At 64.4% G+C, this 21,697-nt stretch carries 22 protein-coding genes; 10 read left to right on the forward strand and 12 right to left on the reverse strand.

All coding sequences use genetic code 11. The features are described 5' to 3' along the window. The first annotated feature begins 170 nt into the window (after window positions 1–170). From RX330_RS35180 to RX330_RS35190, 3 genes are all read left to right on the forward strand, one after another. The gene (locus RX330_RS35180; protein WP_317241561.1) at window positions 171–1,148 is read left to right on the forward strand and encodes a tripartite tricarboxylate transporter substrate binding protein; all 978 of its coding nucleotides are present in this window, start codon (window positions 171–173) and stop codon (window positions 1,146–1,148) included. A 192-nt stretch (window positions 1,149–1,340) separates the two neighbouring features. Then, the gene (locus tag RX330_RS35185; RefSeq protein ID WP_317241562.1) at window positions 1,341–1,826 is read left to right on the forward strand and encodes a tripartite tricarboxylate transporter TctB family protein; all 486 of its coding nucleotides are present in this window, start codon (window positions 1,341–1,343) and stop codon (window positions 1,824–1,826) included. Window positions 1,827–1,830: 4 nt separating this feature from the next. Next, on the forward strand, window positions 1,831–3,339 hold the full coding sequence (locus tag RX330_RS35190) for a tripartite tricarboxylate transporter permease (protein ID WP_317241563.1): 1,509 nt from the start codon (window positions 1,831–1,833) through the stop codon (window positions 3,337–3,339). A gap of 84 nt (window positions 3,340–3,423) precedes the next feature. Here the strand turns inward: RX330_RS35190 and RX330_RS35195 are convergent, their stop codons facing one another. After that, the gene (locus tag RX330_RS35195; protein WP_317241564.1) at window positions 3,424–5,118 is read right to left on the reverse strand and encodes a bifunctional diguanylate cyclase/phosphodiesterase; all 1,695 of its coding nucleotides are present in this window, start codon (window positions 5,116–5,118) and stop codon (window positions 3,424–3,426) included. Between the two features lie 220 nt (window positions 5,119–5,338). Between RX330_RS35195 and RX330_RS35200 the strand changes: the two genes are divergently transcribed. Then, window positions 5,339–5,599: a hypothetical protein gene (locus RX330_RS35200; protein ID WP_212084593.1), complete on the forward strand. Its 261-nt coding sequence runs from the start codon at window positions 5,339–5,341 to the stop codon at window positions 5,597–5,599. A gap of 6 nt (window positions 5,600–5,605) precedes the next feature. On the opposite strand, the gene RX330_RS35205 is transcribed toward RX330_RS35200, so the two are convergent. The 3 genes from RX330_RS35205 to mtgA all read right to left on the reverse strand — a co-directional run bounded on the left by RX330_RS35205 (window position 5,606) and on the right by mtgA (window position 7,429). Beyond that, the gene (locus RX330_RS35205) at window positions 5,606–6,262 is read right to left on the reverse strand and encodes a hypothetical protein (RefSeq protein ID WP_212083747.1); all 657 of its coding nucleotides are present in this window, start codon (window positions 6,260–6,262) and stop codon (window positions 5,606–5,608) included. 141 nt (window positions 6,263–6,403) lie between these two features. Next, window positions 6,404–6,586 carry a 50S ribosomal protein L32 gene (rpmF, locus tag RX330_RS35210; RefSeq protein ID WP_007598106.1) on the reverse strand — a complete coding sequence of 61 codons (183 nt, stop codon included), beginning with the start codon at window positions 6,584–6,586 and terminating at the stop codon, window positions 6,404–6,406. Between the two features lie 168 nt (window positions 6,587–6,754). Continuing rightward, on the reverse strand, window positions 6,755–7,429 hold the full coding sequence (gene mtgA, locus RX330_RS35215; protein WP_212083745.1) for a monofunctional biosynthetic peptidoglycan transglycosylase: 675 nt from the start codon (window positions 7,427–7,429) through the stop codon (window positions 6,755–6,757). A 161-nt stretch (window positions 7,430–7,590) separates the two neighbouring features. Between mtgA and RX330_RS35220 the strand changes: the two genes are divergently transcribed. Together RX330_RS35220 and RX330_RS35225 are read left to right on the forward strand one after the other, a co-directional pair. Then, entirely contained in the window at window positions 7,591–8,514 is a 924-nt protein-coding gene (locus RX330_RS35220) for a polyprenyl synthetase family protein (RefSeq protein ID WP_317241568.1), read from the forward strand. A gap of 9 nt (window positions 8,515–8,523) precedes the next feature. After that, window positions 8,524–9,216 carry a DUF1345 domain-containing protein gene (locus tag RX330_RS35225; protein WP_317241569.1) on the forward strand — a complete coding sequence of 231 codons (693 nt, stop codon included), beginning with the start codon at window positions 8,524–8,526 and terminating at the stop codon, window positions 9,214–9,216. Window positions 9,217–9,261: 45 nt separating this feature from the next. Here the strand turns inward: RX330_RS35225 and RX330_RS35230 are convergent, their stop codons facing one another. Further along, window positions 9,262–11,073 (reverse strand): caspase family protein, encoded by a 1,812-nt coding sequence (locus RX330_RS35230; protein WP_317241570.1) that lies wholly within the window; start codon window positions 11,071–11,073, stop codon window positions 9,262–9,264. A gap of 180 nt (window positions 11,074–11,253) precedes the next feature. Next, on the reverse strand, window positions 11,254–11,682 hold the full coding sequence (locus RX330_RS35235; protein ID WP_212083738.1) for a GFA family protein: 429 nt from the start codon (window positions 11,680–11,682) through the stop codon (window positions 11,254–11,256). Window positions 11,683–11,775: 93 nt separating this feature from the next. On the opposite strand from RX330_RS35235, the gene RX330_RS35240 reads away from it, so the two are divergent. From RX330_RS35240 to RX330_RS35250, 3 genes are all read left to right on the forward strand, one after another. Further along, on the forward strand, window positions 11,776–12,150 hold the full coding sequence (locus tag RX330_RS35240; RefSeq protein ID WP_007598116.1) for a nuclear transport factor 2 family protein: 375 nt from the start codon (window positions 11,776–11,778) through the stop codon (window positions 12,148–12,150). A gap of 193 nt (window positions 12,151–12,343) precedes the next feature. Then, entirely contained in the window at window positions 12,344–13,201 is an 858-nt protein-coding gene (gene bla, locus RX330_RS35245; protein WP_317241571.1) for a class A beta-lactamase, read from the forward strand. Window positions 13,202–13,249: 48 nt separating this feature from the next. After that, a complete protein-coding gene (locus RX330_RS35250) occupies window positions 13,250–14,857 on the forward strand; it encodes a Na+/H+ antiporter (protein ID WP_317241572.1) in 1,608 nt (535 codons plus the stop codon). 8 nt (window positions 14,858–14,865) lie between these two features. Here RX330_RS35250 and RX330_RS35255 read toward each other — a convergent pair whose 3' ends face one another. From RX330_RS35255 to RX330_RS35265, 3 genes are read right to left on the reverse strand one after another with little or no spacing between them, the layout of a single operon-like run. Then, window positions 14,866–15,678 carry an N-acetylmuramoyl-L-alanine amidase gene (locus tag RX330_RS35255; RefSeq protein WP_317241573.1) on the reverse strand — a complete coding sequence of 271 codons (813 nt, stop codon included), beginning with the start codon at window positions 15,676–15,678 and terminating at the stop codon, window positions 14,866–14,868. A gap of 3 nt (window positions 15,679–15,681) precedes the next feature. Then, window positions 15,682–16,512, reverse strand: coding sequence for a hypothetical protein (locus RX330_RS35260; protein ID WP_317241574.1), 831 nt, complete (start codon window positions 16,510–16,512; stop codon window positions 15,682–15,684). 12 nt (window positions 16,513–16,524) lie between these two features. Then, complete coding sequence (locus RX330_RS35265) at window positions 16,525–17,019, reverse strand: Rieske 2Fe-2S domain-containing protein (protein ID WP_317241575.1); 495 nt, start codon at window positions 17,017–17,019, stop codon at window positions 16,525–16,527. 429 nt (window positions 17,020–17,448) lie between these two features. Here RX330_RS35265 and RX330_RS35270 point away from each other — a divergent pair, with 429 nt between their 5' ends. Beyond that, window positions 17,449–18,282 (forward strand): outer membrane protein, encoded by an 834-nt coding sequence (locus RX330_RS35270; protein ID WP_212083722.1) that lies wholly within the window; start codon window positions 17,449–17,451, stop codon window positions 18,280–18,282. Between the two features lie 85 nt (window positions 18,283–18,367). Here RX330_RS35270 and RX330_RS35275 read toward each other — a convergent pair whose 3' ends face one another. From RX330_RS35275 to RX330_RS35285, 3 genes are all read right to left on the reverse strand, one after another. Beyond that, entirely contained in the window at window positions 18,368–19,264 is an 897-nt protein-coding gene (locus tag RX330_RS35275; RefSeq protein ID WP_317241576.1) for a TauD/TfdA dioxygenase family protein, read from the reverse strand. Between the two features lie 147 nt (window positions 19,265–19,411). Then, window positions 19,412–20,695: a flavodoxin-dependent (E)-4-hydroxy-3-methylbut-2-enyl-diphosphate synthase gene (gene ispG, locus RX330_RS35280; protein WP_317241577.1), complete on the reverse strand. Its 1,284-nt coding sequence runs from the start codon at window positions 20,693–20,695 to the stop codon at window positions 19,412–19,414. A 12-nt stretch (window positions 20,696–20,707) separates the two neighbouring features. Then, complete coding sequence (locus tag RX330_RS35285) at window positions 20,708–21,661, reverse strand: DMT family transporter (protein ID WP_317241578.1); 954 nt, start codon at window positions 21,659–21,661, stop codon at window positions 20,708–20,710. Window positions 21,662–21,697: the final 36 nt, after the last annotated feature.

Consider the following 21,697-nt stretch of genomic DNA (forward strand, 5'->3'; position numbering starts at 1 on the left):
ACCTTCAAACGACCAATTTGTCGCACGCATCGCTTCCGGCGCAATTGGCATCGAGCGCTCTACCCGCAGACCCGCAATGGCGCTTTTCTTCTCCCGTGATTTCGGGAACAATCACCTCACAAGAACGAGAAACGGCGGTCCCAAGAGGCCGTCGCGAGGGAGGAGTTTCGATGTCGCGATACGGGCTGAAGACGATCGCATTTGCCACGATGCATGCTGTCATGGGCGCATTGCTCCCGACTGCCGCCAGTGCGCAGGACTATCCTACCAAGCCGATCACGCTGATCGTGCCTTGGCCGGCCGGCGGATCGACCGATATCTCGATGCGGGCGATCGCCGACAGCGCCGCGAAGGTGCTGGGGCAGCCGGTCGTGATCGACAACAAGGCCGGCGGCGGCGGCACGGTGGGACCGGCGACCATGGCAGGGGGAGCGAAGCCGGACGGCTACACCATCTCGCAGATTCCGATCACCGTCTTCCGCCTGCCCCTGATGCAGGAAGTGTCATGGGATCCGGCGAAGGATTTTACCTACATCGTCCATCTCACCGGCTATACTTTCGGTGTCACGACCAGCGCGGAATCCCAGTTCAAGAGCTGGAAGGACGTGGTGGAATTCGCCAAGGCAAACCCGGGCAAGGTGACCTACGCAACGCCCGGCGCCGGCACCTCGCTCCATATCGGCATGGAGCAGATCGCGGGGATGGCCGGCATCAAGCTGACGCAGGTGCCGTTCAAGGGCGGCGCAGAGACCAATGCCGCCGTGCTCGGTCAGCACACCATGCTTCAGGCTGATTCCACGGGATGGCGGCCGCTGGTCGACGCCGGCAAGCTACGCCTGCTGATGGTGTGGACCGGTGCCCGCTCGCCGAACTATCCCGACGTGCCGACGCTGAAGGAACTAGGCTATCCGATGGTCTATGATTCACCTTTCGGCATTGCCGGACCGAAGGGTATGGATCCCAAGATCGTCGCCAAGCTGCACGATGCCTTCAAGAAGGCGCTCGAGGACCCCGCGGTGATCGCAACGCTGGCCAAATTCGACATGGTGCCGAACTACAAGAACACCGAGGACTACAAGAAGTTCGTCGTCGAGGTCACGGAATCCGAGCGCAAGGTGATCGACACGCTCGGGCTGGCCAAGAAGTAGGACGGAGCCGACTTTCGTGTCCCGGACGCGGTGCAGCGCTTCTTCAGCGGTGCACCGCGGAGCCGGGACCCACCTTTTCCGTCCACGCACATGGACCGCGGATCGGCAGCGTACCGCCATAGCACGTCAAAGACGTGCGTGAACGCACTTGTGGCCCTGCGCAGCGTCCGGGGAACGGCCGAGAGAGAATCGATGACCAACCCAACCAACGTCAAACTCCGTCTCAGCAATTCCGAACTCTGGGGCGGAGTGATCGGGCTCGCGCTCGGCGGCTTCGTGATCTGGTCGGGCCTGAAGCTCAAGCTCGGCACCATCAACGATCCCGGCTCGGGCTACGTGCTGTTCTACACGGGCATTCTGATGTGCGTGTTCGCAGGCTCCATCATCGTCTCGGCGATTACCGAGGGCGGGCCCACGCTGGCCTCGCGCTGGGAAAATGTGCGCTGGAGCAAGCCGCTCGTGCTGATCGCGTGCCTGGTGGCATTCTCCATTGCCCTGGAGCCGCTCGGCTTTTTGCTGTCGTCGATTCCCTTGATGCTGCTGTTGTTGCGAGTGATCGATCCCGTCCGCTGGACACTGGCGATCCCGATCGCCGTGCTGGCGCCACTGGGTATGTGGTGGGTGCTCAAACGGCTGCTGCTGATCCAGCTGCCCTCGGGCCTGTTCGGGATCGGCTGACCCCATGGATACGCTTCTCAACGTCGCCCACGGATTCGGCGTCGCGCTGCTGCCGATCAACCTGCTCTACTGCTTCATCGGCGTCTTCATCGGCACGCTGGTCGGCGTGTTGCCGGGCATCGGGCCGATCTCGGCGATGTCGCTGCTGCTGCCCGTGACGCTGTCGGGAACGCCGGAATCCGGCATCATCATGATGGCCGGCATCTATTACGGCTCGATGTATGGCGGCTCGACCACCTCGATCCTGGTCAACATCCCCGGCGAGGCCGCTTCCGTCGTCACCTGCATCGACGGCCATCAGATGGCGAAGCAGGGCCGCGCCGGCCCTGCGCTCGGCATCGCCGCCTTCGGCTCTTTCGCCGCCGGCACGTTTGCGCTGATCGCGCTGATGCTGGTGGCGCCGAAGCTCGCCAGCATCGCGATCGCATTCGGCCCGGCGGAATATTTCAGCCTGATGGTGCTCGGCCTGGTGGTGCTCACCTTCCTGACGCAGGGCTCGATGCCGAAGGCGCTGCTGATGGCCTGCATCGGCGTCGTGCTCGGACTGATCGGGCTCGACAGCATCACGGCGCAGCCGCGTCTGACCTTCGGCCGCATGGAGCTGATCGACGGCATCGGCCTAGTACCGGTCGTGATGGGCCTGTTCGGGGTGGCCGAGGTGCTGCTCAACACCGAGCAGGCGATCAAGCGGGACATCATCAACACGAAGATCACGCATCTCCTGCCCAGTAAAGAGGACTTGAAGGCGAGCGCGGGCCCGGTCGGCCGCGGCACGCTCCTCGGCTTCTTCCTGGGCATTCTGCCGGGCGGCGGCGCGGTGGTGGCGTCTTTCGCGTCCTACGCGCTCGAGAAGCGGCTGTCGAAGACACCCGAACGTTTCGGCCATGGCGCGATCGAAGGCGTCGCGGGGCCGGAATCGGCGAACAACGCCGCAGCGGGAGGCGCCTTCATTCCGTTGATGACGCTCGGCATCCCGCCGAATGTGGTGATGGCGCTGCTGCTGGGGGCATTCGTCATTCACGGGCTGCAGCCGGGACCACTGATGATTACGCAGAACCCCGGCCTGTTCTGGGGCATCGTCGCCAGCATGTATATCGGCAACGTGATGCTGCTGATCCTGAACCTGCCGATGATCGGCATGTGGGTGCAACTGCTCAAGCTGCCCTACAACATCCTGTTCCCTCTGATCATCCTGTTCACGATCCTGGGCGTCTACTGCTCCAGCAACAACGTGTTCGACGTCTATGTGATGATCGCGTTCGGGATCATCGGCTATTTCCTGCGCAAGCTCGGCTATGAGCCGGCGCCGCTGGTGCTGGCCTTCGTGCTGGGACCGATGATGGAGAACAATCTGCGCAAGTCGCTGATCCTGTCGCAGGGCGATCTGTGGACCTTCGTGCAGCGGCCGATCTCGGGCGTATGTCTCGTATTCGCAATGGCGCTGCTGATCGCACCGCTGTTGCCCGCGCTGCGCAAGAAGCGCGAGCTGGTGGCGCTGGATGAAGGGGTCTAGGAGATTTTGCAGGGTGGGCAAAGGCGCGCACGCGCCGTGCCCAGGCTCTGCTTGAGTTGGAGAGAGGTCGTGGCCTACGGCACCTCAACTCGCCGCTGGCAGCGCGCTGTCCGCCGGAGCACCCCACGGCCGCTCGGCTGACGCGAGCCCGATCAGCCGGCCCTGGATGTAGTCGCAGCCCCAGTCGCGCAGCATGCTTGCGGCTTCCTCGTCCTGCACCCATTCGGCGACGGTCTTGATGTCGAGGCGGCGGGCGAGGTCGATCAGGGTCTGCACGAAGGCGCGGTCGTCGGCGGAATGGGTGATATTCTGCACGAAGGCACCGTCGATCTTCACGATGTCGACGCCGAGCTTGCGCAGGTTTCGGAACGAGGTGTAGCCGGCTCCGAAATCGTCGATGGCGATGCGGCTGCCGAAATGCTTGAGACGACCAACGAAAGCGCGAACGTCGTCGATATCCTGGATCGCAACCGTTTCGGTGATCTCGACGATCAGCCGCTCGGCAACGCCGGGATGGGCCTGCATCAGCGATTCGATTCCCGCCCACCAGTCCGGATCCATGGTGGTATCGGGCGAGATATTGAGGCTGAGGCAGATGTCGGGCGCGGCCGCGAGCTCGGCGACGACGAGCTCGAGCACGCGATGATCGACCAGGCGAATCAGGCCGAGCCGTTCGGCGACCGGCACGATGTCGGGCGCGAGCAGCACCTGGCCGTCGCCCTGGTCCATCCGAACCAGGCATTCGTGGAACGCGCGCTCGCGCGAGGCGGCCGACACCACCGGCTCATAGGCGAGCTTGATGCGGCGCTCGTTCAGCGCTGTGACGATCTCGTCGGTGACGCGGATGTTGACGCGACGCTGCGCGTCGCGCGCGGCATCCGGGCGCCAAGCCGCGAACGAGCCGACGCGGCGGCGCTTGGCAGCATCCAGCGTCTCGTGGGCACGATTGACGGCCTCGTCGGAGTTCCGCGCATAGCGCGGCACGCTGACCGCGCCGATCGAGGCGGTGACAGAGACCGGACCGGATTTGGTTGGGACCACTTCGTCGCGGATACCGGCAAGGAAACGCTCGGCGGCGACATTCATGTCGTCGACAGTGCAGTTCTTCAGGATCAGGCCGAACTTGTTACCGGAAAAGCGGCCGAGCACGTCGCCGCCGCGCAAGCGCGAGCGGATGCGCTTGGCGATGTCGAGGATCACGGCGTCGGCAACGTCGAAGCCGAAAGCGTCGTTGACGCGGGCGAGATGGTCGATGCCAACCAGCATGAAGGCCGCGGTCGAGCGGAAGCGGGTCGTCTCCTCGATCGCCTCGGCCAGCGCCGCGATCAGGTGCGAACGGTTGAGTTCGCCTGTCAGCGGATCGAGCCGGGCCAGCTTCGTCAGCTCCTCGTCGCGGGCATGACGCTCATTGTTGATGCGGACCGAGCCGATCGCGCGCGTGGGGCGGCCGTCGGGACCGGCAAACCAGCGGCCGGTCTCCTCGATCCAGATCACGGGATCGGCGGCGCTCATGCGGACGCCGTACTCGATCCGGTATGGCGTGCCGTCCGCACCATGCACGGCAAACGTTTGCGCCAGCGCGGCGGTCCGGACCGATGGCGCGGGTTCGATCAGCCTGGCAAATTCGGCGCCGGTCGCCAGTCGCTCGGCGGGAATGCCGGGAAAGACGCTGGCGACCTGATCACCCCAGACGATCGAATCACTGCCGATGTCCCAGGCGAACACGGCCTGGCCGAGGGCAGCCAGAATGTCGGAGGCTTGCGGTAATGCGGGGATCAATATCGCCTCGTTTCGGGACAGCGGGGAGTCCTGAGCCGGCACAGGATAGAGCCAGATTCGTCCCCGACCCTAGGCAAAGTTGATAAACAATTTGGAAACCACGTTCCCAAAGTACCTAGGAACCGATTAGACTCGCGCGGCATAGGCCTTGCGAGACCATCACATGCACCGGCGCGAATGTCTCAAAACGCGCCAGTTCGACCTGATGGACGGTGTTGCGATGGCAACTGCGGATGGAATGGAACAAGCAGAGCGGCAGGCCGGCACGGCCCTGGTGCCGCTGATGCCGACGTTGTGCTGGGTTCACAAGGCGCCGATGCCGCGCCCTGATCCGAGCTTCGTCGCCCAGCTCATCGCCAATGCCGAGCACCTGCCCCAGACGAGCCGGCTCCGCCGCGGCTCTTCCGAAGACGCACAGATGGCCTATGGCAGCAAACACCCGTTGCAGAGCGTCAGTGCACGTACGCGGCAGGTGGCTTGAAGCTGATCAGCGCCGCGGCGGCGCGTCGGGAGACGGCGGCGTGCCGTTGCCCGGCTGAAGATCCGGCGAGGGAATTTCCGGCGAAGGCGGGCTCTGCACGGGCTTGGGCGCAGGATGATCCATCAGCACGGATTCGGCGACGGACTGTGCCGAAGGTGCAGGAGGCTCCACCTGTGCCGGCTGCGGCGCAATCACCGGCTCGAACTTGCGATCGGACGCCACATCCTCACCCGACGCTTCGGCCTGACGCTTGGCCTTGCGCGGCGCCGCCACCGTCGTCTCGGCGACATAGGTGACGCGACGACGCGTGCGCTGGGCGATGCCAGCGAAGAAATCGGCCATCGCAAGCAGCACCAACAGGAAATAGGTCGAGTTGCCGAATTTGGGCCACATCACGAACTCGGCCGCGGCCGCGCCGAAGATGATCAGCGACAGCAGGTGGTCCATCAGGAACTTCGAGCCGGGCCGCGCGCCCTTGACCACTTCGAGCAGCAGGAGCACCACGCCGAGCGCGAGCAGGAGATCGGCGAGCGTGACCGGCCAAGCCTCGCCGGACAGCATCGGCACCCTGAACAGCACGTCCGTAAAGGACACGGTCGGCATCAGGAAGGCGATGATGTTGTACACCGCGAGCGGTATCAGGAGCAGCGGGAAACCGACCATCGGCAAAACGCCTTCTCGATCAAGATGTCCGGACAGAACAATGCAGCGGCGAAGCATTTGCTCCGCCGCCGTCACCGTCTATCTCATGGATGGGCCGAATTCAGGCAGGCCAAATCATCCTGCCCAAGAAAGGTCCTGACTTCAGGACTCTTTCTTCTTCAGGACCTGCCGGCCCTTGTACATGCCGGTCTTGAGGTCGAGATGATGCGGACGGCGGAGCTCACCGGAGTCCTTGTCTTCCACATAGGTCGGCTTCTTGATGGCGTCTGCCGAGCGGCGCATGCCACGGCGCGACGGCGAGGTTTTTCTTCTCGGAACGGCCATTTCAGTATCCTCTAGGGATTGGTGTTGTCAGGGCATCGTCCGGGAGGGACGGCTCAGCACCCGCAATACGAGGCGAGCTGAATGCCGATCAAGGCCGGGCTTATAGAGGAAGGCTGGCCGTAAAGCTAGGGTTCTGGGCCGAAAAATACGCCCGGAACGGGCCCCACTTCAGCGATTTTCCCGCCAGCAGGTCGCAAGCGAGCTCGCTTGCCCCCTGGCCGTATAGGTCGCTGCCAGCCGCCGGACACCCGGGCCGGGGGTCCGGGCGCTGCGTTTGACCGGATTCGGCAGGATCGAGGCCAGAAGGGCGGCTTCCCGGGCGGAAAGGCTGGCGGCCGACTTGCCGAAGGCATAAGCGCTGGCCGCCTCGACGCCAAATTGTCCCTGTGGACCGAGCTCGGCGATGTTGAGATAAATCTCCAGGATCCGTGGCTTGGGCAGGACCAAATCGATCCAGAGTGCCAGCGGAAATTCGAGCGCCTTGCGGACGAAATCCCGGCCCTGCCAGAGAAACAGGTTTTTTGCGACCTGCTGGGTGATCGTGGAAGCGCCCCGGAACGGCGTGCCGTCCTCCTGCGCGTCGTCGATCGCCTCACGCAGCGCGCCCCAATCGATCCCGTGATGCTTGCAGAAATGCGCATCCTCGGCCGCCACCACCGCGCGCGGCAGTGAGGGCGACATCGCCGCCAGGTCGATCCATTCCCGCTGCATCGGCGCGCCGCGAAGCGAGCGCCACGCCATCAGCGTCGAAACGGGATGGCCGGTGCGGTAGAACGGCGCGATCACATAGGGCGCGAGAAGGACGACCGCGAGCGCTACGAGCAGAATTTTGACGATGCGCAAATCGAGCTTTCCGGCATGGATCGACACGCGGCCACGGATCCCCCCATTAAGTCTGTGATAATTCGGGCCTTTTCCAGCACTTTTTAGGCCTTCCAAACGATTGACTGGGGCGGTCTCATAAAGGATTGTCCCGCCGAATTTTAGTTCTGGAGCCCTTCTTGATGACTGGCACGTCCCCGTCCGATTTCGCCAAGCGCCTGGACAAGACCGCTGATGACACCGAGGCCCTGCTCGGGCGCCTGTTGTCGGACGACATCCTGCACGATGAGATCGCCCGGCCCAAGCGACTGATGGACGCAATGCGCTATTCCAGCCTGAACGGTGGCAAGCGTCTGCGGCCGTTCCTGGTGGTCGAGAGCGCAGCCGTATTCAGCGTGCCGCGCGAAGCGGCCCTGCTCGTCGGCGCCGCGCTCGAATGCATTCACTGCTATTCGCTGATCCACGACGATCTGCCGGCGATGGACAATTCGGATCTGCGCCGCGGCCGCCCCACCCTGCACAAGAAGACCGATGACGCCACCGCGATCCTTGCCGGCGACGGCCTGTTGACGCTCGCTTTCGACATCATCACCCGCGACGAGATCCACCGCGACGCCAATGTGCGACTGCTGCTGACGCGCGCACTGGCGCGCTGCGCCGGCATTGGCGGCATGGTCGGCGGCCAGATCCTCGACCTCGCCGGCGAAGGCCGCTTTGGCGGCAACGAGCCGATCGACGTCGCGCGTATTCAGCAGATGAAGACCGGCGCGCTGCTGCGCTACGGCTGCATCGCCGGGGCGATCCTCGGCCAGGCCTCGCAGAAGGAATATCAGGCGCTCGACGATTACGGACGCGCGCTCGGCGAAGCGTTCCAGATCGCGGACGACCTGCTCGACGTCGAGGGCGATGCGGCCGCGCTCGGCAAGCCGGCCGGCGCCGATGCCGCACTCGGCAAGACCACCTTCGTCACCCAGCTCGGCATCGAAGGCGCCAAGCAGCGCGTGCGCGACCTGCTCGCGCGCGCCGACGGCGCCGTGTCGATCTTCGGCGATCGCGCCGCCGTGCTGCAGGCCGCGGCGCGCTTCGTCGCCGAACGGAAGAACTGACGCGCGTCGATGGCGGCCGGCGGCAAAGAGGATCCCGCCCTCGTCCGCTTCCGCCAGATGTCGCGGCCGATGCGGCTGATCTATGCGCGGCCGCGAACGTTCATCGCACTCGGCGTCGGCATTCTCGTCTGCCTGCTGCTGCCGGGCACGCACCGCCTGGTGACGCGACTGTTGTTCGGATGGGACGCTCTGATCGCGGTCTATCTCGTGCTGGTCTATACGATGATGCTGTGCAACGACCACCATCACATCCGCCGTGCTGCGGCGATGCAGGACGACGGCCGTTTCGTGATCCTGCTGGTGACCGCGACCGGCGCCTTTGCCAGCATCGCCGCAATCGTCTCCGAGCTCGGCGCACGACATCGCGGCGTCGTGGACTTGATCATCGCGATCACCACGATCGCGCTGTCATGGGCCGCCGTGCACACGACCTTCGCGCTGCATTACGCTCATGATTACTACCGCAACGCCAAGCCGGGCGGCTTGCAATTCCCGAGCGGCGACAAGGAAGATCAGCCCGATTATTGGGACTTCGTCTATTTCTCGTTCGTGATCGGCATGACCGCGCAGGTATCCGACGTCGGCATCACCGACAAGACCATCCGCCGCACCGCCACGGCCCATGGGATCGTGTCGTTCATCTACAACACGGCCCTGCTGGCGCTGACGGTGAACATCGCGGCGAGCGCAATTTCGAATTGACGTCGTCCCGGTCTTGCCGGAACGACGATTCGATCTGGCACGGACTCAGTTGCACACTTCGGCGTTGGCGTCGACGTGGGGGCCGCCGCCACCGCGATACTCGAGACGGCAGCCGGGCTTGACCGGACGGCAGATGATGTTGTTACAGAAGATCTGACCGCCACCGGCGGAGCGGCCTGCGCGAGCAGCGATGCCCGCAGAGGCTCCATAGCCGACCGCCTCCCCGCCAGCAGCGCCGCCGGCCTGACGACGCTGCCGTGCCGGACGATCCTCGCTCTCGTCGCGGCGGGAGGTCGCGGGCTTGGCCGGCTTTGCGGCGCGCTGCTTCACGCACTCATTGTCGTCGTTGACCGCATAGCCCTCACGGCAAACGATCTTCGTGCATTTGTCGCCGTCGGCCTTGAAGCCGTGCTCGCAAACCAGCGGACAGACGCGCGACGGCTTCGCCTTGACCGCGTCGAGCGCGTCGGTGCTCGCGACCTTCACGTCGAGCTTGGTGCCGGCGTAGCGGTTGAATTGCGACAGCGAGCGCTGCGACGACGTATTCCAGTTGCCGTCGGCAGCGCCGGAAAAGCAGCCGACGCGGCCAAGCTCGGTCTGCACCGAACGGCCGAGATCCGCCGGTGCGGTCGCCGGGGTCAGCGACGCGACGTTGGTGCCGGTTGGGCTCGCCGTGCTGGCAGGCGCCGCGCTCGGAGCCGTGGCGGCAAGATTGACGCGCTGCTGCTCTGCGGCAGCGGCCTGCTGCTGCGCCTGCTCCTTGGCCTTCTGCGCGGCAAGCTGCGCCTGCTCGGCGGCTTTCGCATCGGCGGCAGCTTTGGCCTGCGCATCCTTCTGCGCGCCGAGGGCAGCGAGACGATCGCGCTCGGCCTCGGCCTGCTTCGCCTTCGCGATCGCCGCGGCGTGGGCCTGCTCGGCACCGATCTTCTCGACCTGGAGCCTGGCAAGGCTTGCATAGAAGCCATCGGGATGCTGAGCGAGGAAGGCATCCCATGCCGCCTTGTTGCCAAGCTGGAGCGCGAGTTCATAGTCGCGGCGGATATCGGCCTGCGGGTTCGCCACGGGCGTTGCAGCCGCCACCTTGACCGGCACCAGTGGCATGTCTTCGCCCCCGAGTGAGCCGTAAACGAACGGCTCCTGCTTGTTACCGGTCGACTTGAGCACGTCGTCGCGGACGAAGCCGAAGGCGCGGCGCACGTCGAGGCCTGGCGTCGTCAGATGCCTCGACAGCGCGACCGTAAACGGGCTGTTGGCGCCGTCTCCGTCCTGCGCCGTGAAGCCGGCCTTCGCCGAATAGGCGATCAGCGTGTTGGGGCTGGTCGGCTCGACCTGAGCCAGGCCACGGCCGATGCCGCGCGAAGCCAGCGTGCGCTTCATCCTCTTGCCGAACGGATTGTCGCGGCAGGCATCCAGGATCACAAGACGGAGCTGCTTTGCCGGCTCGACCGCGACCAGGACGCGGTCGAGCGAAAGGGCCTCGTCGTAAACGTCGGTGTCGCGCTCGAGCTTGGCATCGACGGGGATCAGATAATTCGACCCCTCGACCTCGATACCGTGACCGGCATAGTAGACCACGGCAATGTCGGCACTGCGGGTCGCGTCGGCAAAGTCGCGCAGCACGCGCCGTGTGTCCAAAGCCGATAGGTCGCGCCGGTAATCGACGACGTCGAAACCGGCCTCTTTCAGCGTCTTCGCCATCACCGTCCCGTCGTTGACGGGGTTGGCGAGCGGCGGCGCGTGCTGATAGGCCGAGTTGGCGATCACCAGCGCGACGCGGTTGCCGGCGAGGGCGGGATCCGTGCCGAACAGCAGCGCTGCGGCGAGGAGAAGCGGGCATAGTCTGAGCAGATTGCGCATGACACGACTTCCGAAGTTCGGGCCGTTTCGAGCCCCTTGGGACCGCTTTAGCAGGATCTGGCGCCGGCGCTTGTGATGGAGGTCACGAAGGCCGCGCTGGCGACAGCCCGAAAGGCTCCTTTTGTTTGTCGCTCCAGCGCGGTCAGGGTTCGCTGCCACGCTGGTGTCGACCGAGTTCCCTTAGCCATCGCCGATATGCCCCCGATATTGCGGCAGATTGTCCGTGATGTCGTGCCAGGGCGCCTTCGAGGCTACGAAAATGTGGGCGCTTGGCCGGATTGAGGGGGCATCGACCAGGGTTCCCATGGTGACATGGACCCATTGTCCGTCACGCACCCGGGAATAGAGCAGCGAGCCGCATCGGGCACAATGTGCGTCATGGGTGGTGTCGTCGCCGAAAATCATCCGCTGGTCCCCACCCCGGACAATGCGGAGCTTGTCCTGTGGGATGCCGGCGAACGGCTTGAAGGCGGAGCCGGTGGTGCGACGGCAGTTCGAGCAGTGACAGTTCATCGCATAGGAGAACGCGTCGGCTACCTCAAAGCGCACGGTGCGGCAGTAGCATTCGCCGATCAGGATACGAGCGTTCGAAGTTTCTGATCCGGTCATTCCGATGTCTCCGCAGTCGGCGAGAGACACCCATAGCGCATTTTGATGCGTACGACTAAGTTCATCCCAAAGCCATCAGCAAAGGGATGCCCCATGAGCCAGAACCGTTCGAGCGTCGAAGCCGTCGTGCAATCCTATTTTGACGGGCTCTACGAGGGCGACGCCGAAAAGCTCGGTGCCATCTTCCATCCCTCCGCGGATCTGCGCTGGGTCGAGAAGGGCGAATTGCAGGTGCTGACCGTGCCCGACTGGCTCGACCGCGTGCGCAAGCGCCCGTCCGGCAAGGCCGAAGGCAAGCCGCGCGAGGATTTCATCGTCACCATCGACCGTTCGGACGACAAGACCGCCTTCATCAAGGTCCGGTGCCAGTTGCCGCCGCGTTTCTTCACCGATTATCTGGTGGCGATGAAGCTCGCCGACGGCTGGCAGATCGTGTCGAAATCGTATCGATATGATCTGAGGGAGTGACGAGGCTCGACGTTCGCCCAATATCTGCCGCGCTCGACGTTATCCTTCGTCCTTGCGAGGAGCTCTTGCGACGAAGCAATCCAGAATCCCTCCGCGGGAGACTCTGGATTGCTTCGTCGCTTCGCTCCCCGCAATAGCGCCGCGGATACAGCATCCGCATATTCCCCGCCTCCCATTCACCTGAAAGTCCCCCATGCTGCTCGACCGCCGCTCCCTGCTCGCCTCACTTGGCTGGATGGCCGTATCTCCCGTGCTAGCCGCGGGCGCGCCGCCTGAGCTCGAATCCTACGAGCGCGAGAGTGGCGGGCGGATCGGGGTCTATGCGGAAAATCTGGCCAGCGGCGCAAGGCTCACCTGGCGTGCCGACGAGCGCTTCGTCATGTGTTCGACATTCAAAGCCTCGCTCGCGGCCTGCGTGCTGGCACGGGTCGATCGCGGCGAGGAGCAGCTCGCAGCCAGGATCCCTTACGGCAAGACCGACTTGCTCGACTACGCGCCGGTCGCTAAGCAAAATCTCGCGGCGGGTGCGATGTCTGTCGCCGAGATGTGCAAGGCGATCGTCGAGCGCAGCGACAACACCTGCGCCAACTTGCTGCTGGCGCGGATCGGCGGCCCTGCCGCGCTCACTGCATTCTGGCGATCGCTCGGCGACACCACCTCGCGGCTCGACCACGACGAGCCCGAACTCAATCGCTCCCCGCCCGGAGATCCCCGGAATACCACGACGCCGGCGGCGATGGCCGGGAACTTGCGCCGCCTGGTGACGGGCGAGGCGTTGCCTCCGGCCTCTCGCGCGCAGCTCACCGAATGGATGGTGAACTGCAAGACCGGCGCCAACCGGCTGCGCGGCGGCCTGCCCGCGAGCTGGAAGATCGGCGACAAGACCGGCTACAATGGCAAGGACGCAGCGGGCGACATCGCGGTGGCTTGGCCCAAGCCCGACACGCCGATCCTGATCGCGGCCTATGTCCAAGGCGGCACGCCGACGGCAGCGCAGATCGAAGCCGTGTTCGGGCGAATCGGGCGAATGGTGGTCGAGCGGCTGGCGTAAGCCGCACGCATTGACGCAGCAGTCGCTTCCGGTTCAAGACAGACCATCATGGAAGCGAAATTTCAGACCTTTCTCATCCTGCTGGCCGTATTGGCGGGCGTGGCGCTCGCCGCACGCCGCTTCAACGTTGCCCCTGCCATCCTGTTGATGCTGGCCGGCGTCGGCCTCGCCTTCGTGCCGGGCATGCCGTCGGTGGAGCTGCCGCCGGAGCTGGTGCTGCTGGTGGTGCTGCCCCCGCTGATCTACTCGGCAAGCGTCGCGATGAGCTGGCGCGAGTTCAAGAACAATTTGCGCCCCATCGTGCTGCTCGCGGTCGGCGCGGTGATCTTCACCGCGGCGATGGTGGCGGCCGCCACGCATTACCTGATCGGCCTGCCCTGGGCCATCGGGTTTCTGCTCGGCGCCATCGTCGCGCCACCCGACGTCGTGGCGCCGCTCGCGATCGCGCGCCGGCTCAATTTGCCGCGGCGGCTGTTGGTCATCCTCGAGGGCGAAGGGCTCGCCAACGACGCCACGGCGCTGACCCTCTACCGCTTCGCGCTGGCCGCAATCATGGTCGGACATTTCTCCCTGCCGCTGGCGGCCGGCGAGTTCTTGCTGATCGTCGCCAGCGAGATTGCTTTCGGCATCGGCGTCGGGTTGCTCTCCCTGCGCTTCCGCAAATGGTCCAGGGACCCGCAGGTTGAGCTGACGTTGTCGCTGATCACGCCCTACGTCTCCTACTGGCTGCCCGAGCATGTCGGCGGCTCCGGCGTGATCGCCACCGTCGCCTGCGGTCTCTATGTGAGCTGGAACGGCCCGCTGCTGATCTCGTCGGCGACACGGCTGCAAGGCATCTTCTTCTGGGATCTCATCATTTACCTGATCGAGGGCGTGCTGTTCCTGCTCACCGGCTTCCAGATGCGCGCGCTCTACGAGAAGTCGAAGTCGTTTCCGCTCGACGACATTCTGATCGCGACGGCCCTTGTCCTGATGATCGTCGTGATCGCGCGCTTCGCCTGGCTCTATCCCGCAACCTATCTGCCGCGGATGCTCAGCAAATCGTTGCGCGAGCGCGATCCGCCGCCGCCGTGGCAATGGCCGTTCGTGCTCGCCTTCACCGGCGTGCGCGGCGCGGTGTCGCTTGCGGCCGCGTTGGCGCTGCCGTTCACGCTCCCTGATGGCGAGGCGTTCCCATATCGTGACCTGATCCTGTTCGTTGCCTTCGGCGTCATCTTCGTCACGCTGATCGGCGTCGGCCTGACGCTGCCGCCGGTGGTGCGGTGGCTCGGCGTCGCCGATGCCGGCCGAAACGAGCATGCCGCCGAGCACGAGGCCGAGATCGCCGCACGCCGCCAGGCGCTCGATGCGGCACTGAAATCACTCGACGCGCTGACTGCGGAAAAGGAGGTGTCCGAGGAGGTGATCCGGCTTTTGCGTGCGCGACACGAGATCCGCGTCAACCAGCTTCCGGATTCGCTCGACCCTGCCCGCCACGACGTCTCCGCCGCCGGCACCGCGCTGACCCGCAACCTAATCGCCGCCGAACGGAAATTCATCCACGACCTCTTGCGCGACGGCCAGATCACCGACGAGACGCGGCGGCGGATCGAGCGCGATCTGGATCTGGAGGAGGCGAGCCTGGCAAACCGGGAGTATCGCGGGGTGCCGCTGTAGGGCGGGAGCTACCGCCTTGCGCAAAACTCCCCTATTGCCGCGGCAACAGCCCCGGCAATCGTCTCATGCCGCTCCGGCGAGTTCATCGCCATCTCCTCGTCGCGATTGATGATGGAGCCGGCTTCGAGCAGCACTGCGGCGCTGCTCGTCCGCGAGAGAACGACGAGTCCGTCGTAGCGGTAGACGCCGACATCCTTGTCGAGCAGCTGGCGCCGGTACCGGCCCATCACCGGCAAGGTATATTGGCTGGCATAGTCCAGGCCCTGCTCTTTCAACTGCCGGCCGATCATCCGGGCCAGCATCAGGCTGGTGGCGAAGTGCGGGTTGTGCCGCGACACGAACAGGGAGTGGCCCGAAAAGCGATCGCTGAAATAGCTCTTCGCGCCGTCGAACTCCCAGGTCTCGAGCAGCTTGTCCGGCACCGAATCGTGGTGAATCGACAGGAAGAGATCGGCCCGGCCGCCATTCGCGGCACTGACCCGCTTGAAAAGGCTCGGCCGCGCCTTGCCGTCCGTGACGAGCAGTCGGGTTGCGGCGAAGCCGTCGGACTTGAGTCTTGCCGCGATGAGTCTTGCGAGACGGAAGTTGAAGCCGAACTCCGGATCATTGCGCGCGCTCAGCGCGCCGTAGGAGTCCGGGGTGTGCCCGACGTCCACCATGATCCGGAATTTTGGCATCTCACATCTGGCCGATACCTGCGGCTTGGCCTTGGGTCTTGCAAACTTTCGTGCGGTCGCGGCCTCGCTGCTGTCAACAGTCGCAAGCGACGATAGCAGGATCGACGCAACCAGCCCGACGATGATGCCCCGCGATTGCCCCAAGCGCTACTCCGCCGCTGCAATCCTGGGGCGCCCGACGAAACCCGCGGCATCGCCGAAACGTTCCAGCATGACCGCAGGCAGGTCTTTGGACTTGCTGGTCACGCAGGCGCCGGAGCGCACCGCATAGCGGTCCTGATGCGCAGCCTGCGGCGGCGGTTCGCCCCGCTGGAGCGCCCGCGCCAGATCCATCACGACCTTGCGGAAATGCATGATGCCGAGATCCGTCGGCCCGAGATGCTCGCGGGTGCGGTCGGCGATCGGCCCCTGGCTGTCCTGCACGGCGGCGTCCTGCTCGGACACGCCCTTGATGCCCGTGTAGCTTCGGGTCTTCTGGAGCTTGCGGTCGATCAGATAGTCGTTGCCCCTATGACGCAGCGGCACGTAGTTGTCGTCGACCTCCGCGATCACGCCGTTGCCATGGTCATAGGCGTCGCGCTCTCCTTGCGTCAGCGGACGCTCCGGATTCCAGGCATAGGTATAGATCCAGCAATTCGTGTCGGTGACAGGCACGAAAGTCTGCCCGAAAATGTTCTCGCCCGGCATCGCGCTGGGAGCGTAAGCGTGGAACGGCATCAGGAACTGCGCGATGCGCCAGTAGATGTTGTCGCCGCCGGTGAGCCGTCCGCCGGCGATGGTCAATCCGGCCTCGTGCGGACTGATCTTGATCACCGGGCGTGGATCCTCCGCGATCCAGCGCATGTGATCGCTCGACATCCGCGCGATCGGATTCACGAAGTGCTTCTTGATGTCCAGGATCTCGGTCTCCTCCTTGTCGAAGGAAAGATGGGCAAAAGTGAAATGCGCCGTGTCGATCGAGCCTTCCAGCGCCTGCACCCAGTTGCAGTCCTACCATTTCTTGCTGACGTAGCGATGCGAGGCCGGCAGCAGTGCCATTTCGAGATCGGGCAGCTCGGGCATGGCCTCAAGAGGCCCCATATAGGCCCAGATCATCTCGCCCCATTCCCGCACCGGATAGGACTTGATGCGGATCAGGTCCTTGGCGTTGAGATCGGGATAGGAGGTCGGCATGTCCAGGCAGCGGCCGTCGGTGTCGAACTTCCAGCCATGATAGACGCAACGGATGCCGCACTCTTCGTTGCGCCCAAGCCAGAGATTGGCGCCGCGATGCGGACAGTATTGGTCGATGACGCCGACGACGCCGCGCGTGTCGCGGAAGGCGAGAAGCTCCTCGCCGAGCACGACGATCTTCTTCGGCTCGCCATCGGGCTCGGCGAGTTCTTCGCAGAGCAGGACGGGAATCCAGAACCGGCGCAACAATTCGCCCATGCCCGTTCCAGGGCCGGCCTCGGTCAGGAATTTATTGTCCTCGGCGCGGAGCATGGCATCCTCCCGATTTGTTTTTTGGGGAAGATTGGCGCGGACGCTGGAAGACGTCAACGCAGAGCCGCGGAGTATGTAGGGCGGAGGCAAAGGCGGCTCTTCGCGCCGTTACTATGTCTGGCGCGCCTAGCTAGGGGCGAGATGGTGGGCACTCCCATTCTAAGGCGCCGCTCCGTCGCTACCCCGTCGCTACCCCGGCGCTCTCCGCGTGCAGGAACGCGTATGAAAGCCCCGCCCGCCGGGGCCTTCTTGTTGCCTCAGCACTGCGGCTGCCATTTTCGACGGCTGACAATCACACCTTGTATCGTTCCCCTAATCGCGCAAGCCGGGAAATATATTCAGGTACCGTTGCTCACGGGTGACAGACGAAGCCGGCTGTCAACTGGTAATTTAAGGAACGTGCCTCCTTGAAATGAGGGAAACTTCGTCGTGAAAAAACTTGCGCTGGCCGTTGCAGTTACCTCCGCCCTGTTCACCGGCGCCGCTGCGGCAGCCGACCTGGGCGCCCGTCCTTACGCCAAGGCTCCGGCACCGGTCATTGCCGCTTGGAATTGGACCGGCTTCTACGTGGGAGGCAACGTCGGCGGTCACTGGGGAGACGATCGGATCACTCCCGCTGCGAATCCCGTCGGTTGGGGAGCTGCCGGGGCCGCAGATTTGAACGCGTTCACCCGGACCAATTTGCACCCTGAGGGGGTGATTGGCGGCGTGCAGGCTGGCTACAATTGGCAGACCAGCAACCTTGTTGTCGGTGTCGAAGCCGATGCCAACTGGGCCGACGGTACGGCGACCCGGGTTCAGGTCCCTCCGGTCGGATTCCTGGTCATCAATCCCCTCGACGTAATGACCAATTCGAGCAAGCTAACATTCCTGGGAACACTCCGCGGAAGATTGGGCTGGGCGGCGGGTGATGCACTCTTTTACGTCGCTGGCGGTTTGGCTGTAGGAAATCTGAAGACGACCGATACATTTTGCTTTTTCGGCGCGCCGTGCATTGATCCCGGCGATCTTGGCATCGTGAATTCTTCAGTGACCCGGGCTGGCTGGACGGTTGGCGCCGGCATGGAGTATCACGTTGCCGGAAATTGGACGGTCAAAGCTGAATATCTCTATGTCGACCTCGGATCGTACGCGACGAGCATTCCGGGGTGCGCAAATTGTCTTCCCGGCTCGGACATCACGGTCAATCACAAGTTCACAGACCAGATTGCCCGCGTCGGCGTGAACTACAAGTTTGGCGGCCCGATCGTTGCCAGATACTGAGCGGCGCTTTCCCGTGACGATCGAAGGCCCCGGCATCGTCCGGGGCCTTTTCTTTTTCAGTGCAGGCCAGCCGAACGTCCACCGCTCACACCGGCCGCTCTCCCTTCACCGTCACGCGTGTGCCCGAGCGCGTATGCGGCCAGTAGTCCCACATCGCGCGGTGCTGGGTGCAGCGGTTGTCCCAGAACGCGATGGCGTTCTCGGTCCAGCGGAAGCGGCACTGGAACAGCGGGTTTTCGGCGTGCTGGTAGAGATAGGCCAGCATCGCATCGCTCTCGTCGCGCGGGATGCCGTTGATGTGGCGGGTGAAGCCGCGGTTGACGTAGAGCGCCTTCTTAGCCGTGACCGGATGGGTTCGCAGCACGGGATGCTCGGCTTGCGGATAGGAGGGACGATCGGCGACGCCATAATTCGCATAGAGCCCACGGTAGATCGGCTCGCCGTCGTGCAGCGCGGTGAGGCCGTCGAGATAGGCCTTCATGCGGTCCGATAAGGCTTCGTAAGCCGCATACATGTTGGCGAACAGCGTGTCGCCGCCGCGCGGCGGGCACTGCTTGATGTAGAGGATCGAGCCCATCGGCGGCTCGAGATCGCAAGACACGTCCGAGTGCCAGCCCTCGCCCTTGGCGCGCGGCGAGTTCTTGTCGGCGTAGATCTTCATCAGCGCCGGGTCTTCGTCTTGGTGCGGCGCGGCGGGATGAAAATGCAGCTCGCCGAACTTGCGGCCGAAGGCGAGATGCTGCTGCGGCGTGATGTGCTGGTCGCGGAAGAAGACGACGAGGTTTTCGGCGAGCGCGCGGTGGATCTCGTCCATCTGCTGGTTGGAGCGCGCGTCGCCATCAACGAGCGAGCCGATGTCGATCCCGGAGATTTCCGCGCCGATGATGGGCGTGAGCTTTTCGACCGCGATGGTTTCGTAAGGCGCGCCGTCCTCAGCCGTGTGGCGATAGCGCGGACCCTGCTTGCCGGCGAGTGAGCTCATGGCGTGTCTCCCGATCATTGTTGATTGGGAGCCATCGTAGCAATGTAGGGCGGGTTAGCGAAGCGTAACCCGCCACTGCGCGCCCGCAAAAAATAAGGCGGGTTACGCTGCGCTAACCCGCCTTACGATTCGATGTTGAGGAGACGCCTACTCCGCCGCCGTCACCGGCACCTTGGCGCCCTGGCCGTAGCGCTGATCGATGTAGTCGATCACAAGTGCCTTGAAGTCCGCGGAGATCGTGGGTCCGCGCAGCGTGCGGAACTTCTTGCCGTCGACGAAGACAGGCGCAGCCGGCGCTTCACCGGTGCCGGGCAGCGAGATGCCGATATTGGCGTGCTTGGATTCGCCCGGGCCGTTGACGATGCAGCCCATCACCGCGACGTTGAGCTCCTCGACGCCGGGATATTTCGTCTTCCAGGCCGGCATCTCGTCGCGGATGAAATCCTGGATCGAGCGGGCCAGTTCCTGGAACGTGGTGGAGGTGGTACGGCCGCAGCCGGGGCACGCGGCAACCAGCGGCACGAAGGTGCGGAAGCCCATGGTCTGGAGCAGCTCCTGGCCGACCTGCACCTCACGGGTACGATCGCCGCCGGGTTCCGGCGTCAGCGAGATGCGGATGGTGTCGCCAATGCCCTGATGAAGCAGGATGCCGAGCGCAGCGGACGAGGCGACGATGCCCTTCGAGCCCATGCCGGCCTCGGTCAGGCCGAGATGGATCGCATAGTCGGAACGGCTGGCGAGATCCTGATAGACCGCGATGAGATCCTGCACCGCCGAGACCTTTGCGGAGAGGATGATGCGGTTCTTGGGCATGCCGAGCTCTTCGGCGCGCGCGGCCGAAAGCAGCGCGGATTGCACCATGGCCTCGCGGGTCACCGCGCGCACGTCGCGCGGATTGGCGGACGCGGCATTCTCGTCCATCAGCTTGGTCAGCAGCTCCTGGTCGAGCGAGCCCCAATTGGCGCCGATGCGAACCGGCTTGTTGTTCTTGTTGGCGATCTCGATGATGTCGGCGAACTGGGTGTCGCGTTTGTCCTTGAAGCCGACATTGCCGGGATTGATGCGGTACTTGGCGAGTGCCTCGGCGCAGGCCGGATAGGCCGCGAGCAGCTTGTGGCCGATATAGTGGAAGTCGCCGATCAGCGGCGTGTTGATACCGCGCTTGGCGAGGCCGTCGCGAATGTGCGGAACGGCGGCAGCGGCTTCCTCGCGGTCCACGGTGATGCGGACCATTTCGGAGCCGGCGCGCGCGAGCGCTGCGACCTGGGCAATGGTGCCGTCGATGTCGGCGGTGTCGGTGTTGGTCATCGACTGCACGACGATCGGCGCACCGCCGCCGACGGCGACGTCGCCGACCTTGACCTGGGTGGTACGATGGCGCGGTGCGGGTCCCGCGATGTCGGAATCGATGGTGGTTTCGGGCTTGTTCATGGGGTCCAAATATCAGGTTTTGGTGACGTTCAGCAATGCATCAGCCGGCGCCGCGGCCGTTTGGCTCGGACGGTTAACCAGAAAAAGCCCAGCAATTACAAGGAGGGCGGCCGCCCCGAACGCCAGGCTTAGGGTGTCGTGCATGATGAAATAGCTACCCACCACGCCAAACAAAGGGGTGATGAAGGTAAAAGCCGACAATTTGCTGGCCGAATAGGTCTTCACCAGCGCGAACCAAAGCGTGAACGTGGTTCCAACCACCCAGATCGCCTGGAAGGCCATCAGGCCGAGCGACAGCGGCGCCGGCGTGTGCGTGATGGTCTCGCCGAACAGCCAGGCCGCCAGCCCCAGGATCGGGATCGAAATGGCAACCTGATAGCCCAACGCCTTCTCGGGCGCGGCGAACCGCAGCCTCGTGCCCTTGGCAACCAGCGTCGTCGCGGCCCACAGCGCGGCGCCGCCGACGATCATGAGGTCGCCGAGCAGAACATGCGAATCCACATTGGACTGCGGCACGCCGATCGCGAGGGCAACGCCGGCAAAGCTGATGGCGAGACCCAGCCATTGCGAGGCGCCGAGCCGCTCGCCGAGCACCTGGTAGGAGCCGAGCGCAACGAAGAACGGCGCGGTGTAGAGGAACACCACCGCGCGCGAGGCCGAGGTGAGGCGCAGCCCCTGGAAGATCAGCACGAATTCAATGCCGAACATCAGCCCGGCGATCAGGCCCGGCTTCCAAGTGCCGTCGTTCTCGAAGAATTTGACGCCGCGAAACGTGCCGATGATGAACAGCACCGGCAATGCGCCGGCCGAGCGGATCGTGGCCTGGAGCATCGGCGGAATGTCCGGAAGCACCAGCTTCACCGCGATCTGGTTGAACCCCCAGGTCAGGCACAGCATGAGCATCAGGGCGATGGCGCCGGCACTGAGGGGACGGCCGGCGGACGGTATGGCTTGTGGTGAGGACATTTCTTCCCGAAAAACCGGCCTTGCGCCGTTGTTGCT

The sequence above is a fragment of the Bradyrhizobium sp. NDS-1 genome (genome assembly GCF_032918005.1).
GTDB classification, from domain to species: Bacteria; Pseudomonadota; Alphaproteobacteria; order Rhizobiales; family Xanthobacteraceae; genus Bradyrhizobium; species Bradyrhizobium tunisiense.